Origin of the sequence: Bartonella sp. TS25HLJMH, from assembly GCF_042193505.1 — a bacterium.
GTDB classification, from domain to species: domain Bacteria; phylum Pseudomonadota; class Alphaproteobacteria; order Rhizobiales; family Rhizobiaceae; genus Bartonella; species Bartonella grahamii.
Genome location: NZ_JBHILV010000039.1, coordinates 2,360 through 4,881 on the forward strand (window position 1 = coordinate 2,360; position 2,522 = coordinate 4,881).

Genomic DNA, 2,522 nt, shown 5'->3' on the forward strand with positions numbered 1-2,522 from the left:
CTTCCTTCGCGTTGTTAGCTGTACTCCACCCTTGATGAGCTGTGTTGCCTGAATTTTCCGCTATCTTCTTGGCTTCATCTGCGTACGTACGCGCTAAACTTGCTATAGTCTTAGCGTCACCTGCTACTTCCTGAGCTTTATTGGCATTACTCCATCCTTCATGAGCTGTACTTTTTGCCTTTTCTACCTCACTGCGCGCTTGTGCCGCCTCATGGTTAGCATAACCAGCTGTCTGTTTGGCTTCTTTCGCTATCTTTTCAGCTTCACCCGCTACTGTCTCTACCTGTGATGCCTTCTTTTGTGCACCATCAGCTACCTTCTTTGCCTCGTCCGCTGTCGACTTCGCACTATTGGCTAATTGTTTTAGACCATCTAAAGCACCTTTCGTTTCTTCTGCTACCTTCTCTGCTGCTTCCGCTTTACTCTTTGCTGCTGTAGCTATACCCTTCAACGCTTCTGCATCAACCTGCCCTGCCGTCTCTCCTGAACGCGCCGCAGACTCTGCTACCGCTTTCGCTTCAGAAGCTAATTTTGTAGCCTCCTCTGCACTCTGTTGGGCTTGATGAGCCGTCGCTGTTGCTGTATCCGCTGCACTCTTGGCTTCTTCTGCTGTGATCTTCGCTGTGTTCGCCACCCTAACAGCGCTTTCTGATGCTCCTTTGGCTTCGTTAGCTACCGTTTCTGCTGTTTCTGTCGCTGCCGCTACCGATTGTTTTACTTCCTCCACTAAACCTTTTGCCTCAACAGCTGTCGTTTTACTTTCATTGGCTAACGTTGCTGCCTGATCTGCTACTTTCTTCGCTTCAGCGGCTTTAGACAATGCTTCTGAAGCATCTTGGTGCGCTGTTGATGTCTCTAACGCCTGTTTTGCCTCTTGCGCCATAGTCTTGGCTTCAGAAGCTGTGACTGTCGCATCATCCGCCTTCTTTTCGGCTCTTGCGGCTTTCTCTTCTGCCGTTTCTGCTGTGCTCTTAGCGTCTTGCGAAAGGACATGAGCATCCTCTGCTTTATTTTTCGCTTCCACCGCTGTATCTTTTGCGCTATCCGCTAACCGCTTTGCATTATTCGCTAACGTTTCTGCCGAATGCGCTCTCGTCTTAACTTCTTCAACCAATTGTTTCGCTTCACCGGCTTTAGTCTTGGCTTGTGTAGCAACGTCTTCTATTGTTAAAGCCCTCTGTTCTACTCCTTCTGCTGTCCTTTTGGCTCCCTCTGCTGTATTCTTGACATGATCAACCGATTGCTTAAGATCCTTGACATCTGCCAACGCTCTCAATGCCGTTTCTTTTGCATCACCAGCTACCGAAGAGGCTGTCTCAGCTGTCGTCTTGGCTTCAGAAGCTGTCGTGAGAGCTTGCCCACTGTTCGCTGCCGCCGTTTCTGCAACATTCTTCACCTCGCCCATCACCTGCTTGGCATCATCAAAAGCGCTCTTGGTTTGTTCGGAAAGTGTTTTTGCATCTCCTGCCGTTGCCTTGGCTTCTCTTGCCTCTGTCAAAGCTGTCTCTACTGTGCCTTGAACTTGTGTCACTCTTTGAGAGCTTTCCGTGACCGCTGTCGTCATTCTATCGGCTGCACCTTTAGTATCCTCCGCAATACGCTTGGCTTCTTGCGCTAACCTCTCTGCCGCTTCTGATTTCATCTTGGCATCTTCTGAGGAAGTTTTCGAGACCTCTGCTGTTGTCTTAGCAGCATTGGATGCTGTTAATGCCGTATTTGCCTGCTCTAAAGCTGTCTCAGCTGTCGTCTTGGCTTCAGAAGCTACAGTAACTGCACTCGCTGCTGTGCCTGCTGCTTGCGCTATCGTCGTCGCTGCTGCATCCGATAATTCCTTGACACTATCTGCTATAGTTTTCGCTTGATCTGCTGTTTATTGCGCGCCATTCGCACGCACTATAGCTTTTTCTGCTTCTTGTCTTGCATTAACAACCTGTTCTAATGGTGCAAAGGTTTCATACGAATACAACGATGCCGTTCCTAAAAGCTTTGGAACAACAACCGTATCTTGTGATGTCCCTTCTCTGATTTCCTCTTGCGTCGCGACAGGTATCAAATATTCATGTTCATGATCGGGTATCTTCATCTGCTTTTTGTCCTCACATCATTCAGAGTACTTCGTCTAAAGAACACTCTTTTAAATCTTCTAACTCTTCTCTTAATGCCTCTAAGCGCTTCTCTAAATCTTTCACAGATCCATCAAGCTCCGTTTTCAATGCGGCTTTCAGTAAATCAAAAATGCCATTAAGCGGCGCATGGACAAAACCTCCCCCAGAATACAAAACGACCCGTACTTGAGACGGGTCGTTAATCTCTGATATCGCAAACGGTTTTAATGACATTTCAACTCCTCATGTCTTGATCCCATAAACTACACTCACATTAACGGGGCGCGTTTCAACACCACCAACCCTCTCTGCCATAAGGTGATGTTCATGATGCGCTCTGTCATTCAGACCTTCTGTTATAGGCGTTGAATAATATAAAAAATTAGCAAAGGGGCTCCTGATAAACCAAGGTAAGCG

General features: G+C 47.6%; 3 protein-coding genes and 2 pseudogenes. 1 reads left to right on the forward strand and 4 read right to left on the reverse strand.

What is annotated here, in order from left to right; genetic code table 11:
• Positions 1–1,642: pseudogene (locus ACFINF_RS08680) on the reverse strand (hypothetical protein); the annotation flags it as partial.
• 1 nt (position 1,643) lies between these two features.
• Here ACFINF_RS08680 and ACFINF_RS08685 point away from each other — a divergent pair.
• On the forward strand, positions 1,644–1,862 hold the full coding sequence (locus ACFINF_RS08685; protein ID WP_375620516.1) for a hypothetical protein: 219 nt from the start codon (positions 1,644–1,646) through the stop codon (positions 1,860–1,862).
• Positions 1,863–1,870: 8 nt separating this feature from the next.
• On the opposite strand, the gene ACFINF_RS08690 is transcribed toward ACFINF_RS08685, so the two are convergent.
• The 3 genes and pseudogenes from ACFINF_RS08690 to ACFINF_RS08700 form a co-directional block, all read right to left on the reverse strand.
• Positions 1,871–2,083 (reverse strand): hypothetical protein, encoded by a 213-nt coding sequence (locus ACFINF_RS08690; RefSeq protein ID WP_375620517.1) that lies wholly within the window; start codon positions 2,081–2,083, stop codon positions 1,871–1,873.
• Positions 2,084–2,105: 22 nt separating this feature from the next.
• Positions 2,106–2,339: a hypothetical protein gene (locus ACFINF_RS08695; RefSeq protein ID WP_375620518.1), complete on the reverse strand. Its 234-nt coding sequence runs from the start codon at positions 2,337–2,339 to the stop codon at positions 2,106–2,108.
• 9 nt (positions 2,340–2,348) lie between these two features.
• Positions 2,349–2,522: pseudogene (locus ACFINF_RS08700) on the reverse strand (phage tail protein); the annotation flags it as partial.

What these genes read in the sequence shown, in the direction of transcription:
- ACFINF_RS08690 (WP_375620517.1), bottom strand. Translation starts at nt 2,083, where the DNA reads ATGAAGATACCCGATCATGAACATGAATATTTGATACCTGTCGCGACG.
- ACFINF_RS08695 (WP_375620518.1), bottom strand. Translation starts at nt 2,339, where the DNA reads ATGTCATTAAAACCGTTTGCGATATCAGAGATTAACGACCCGTCTCAA.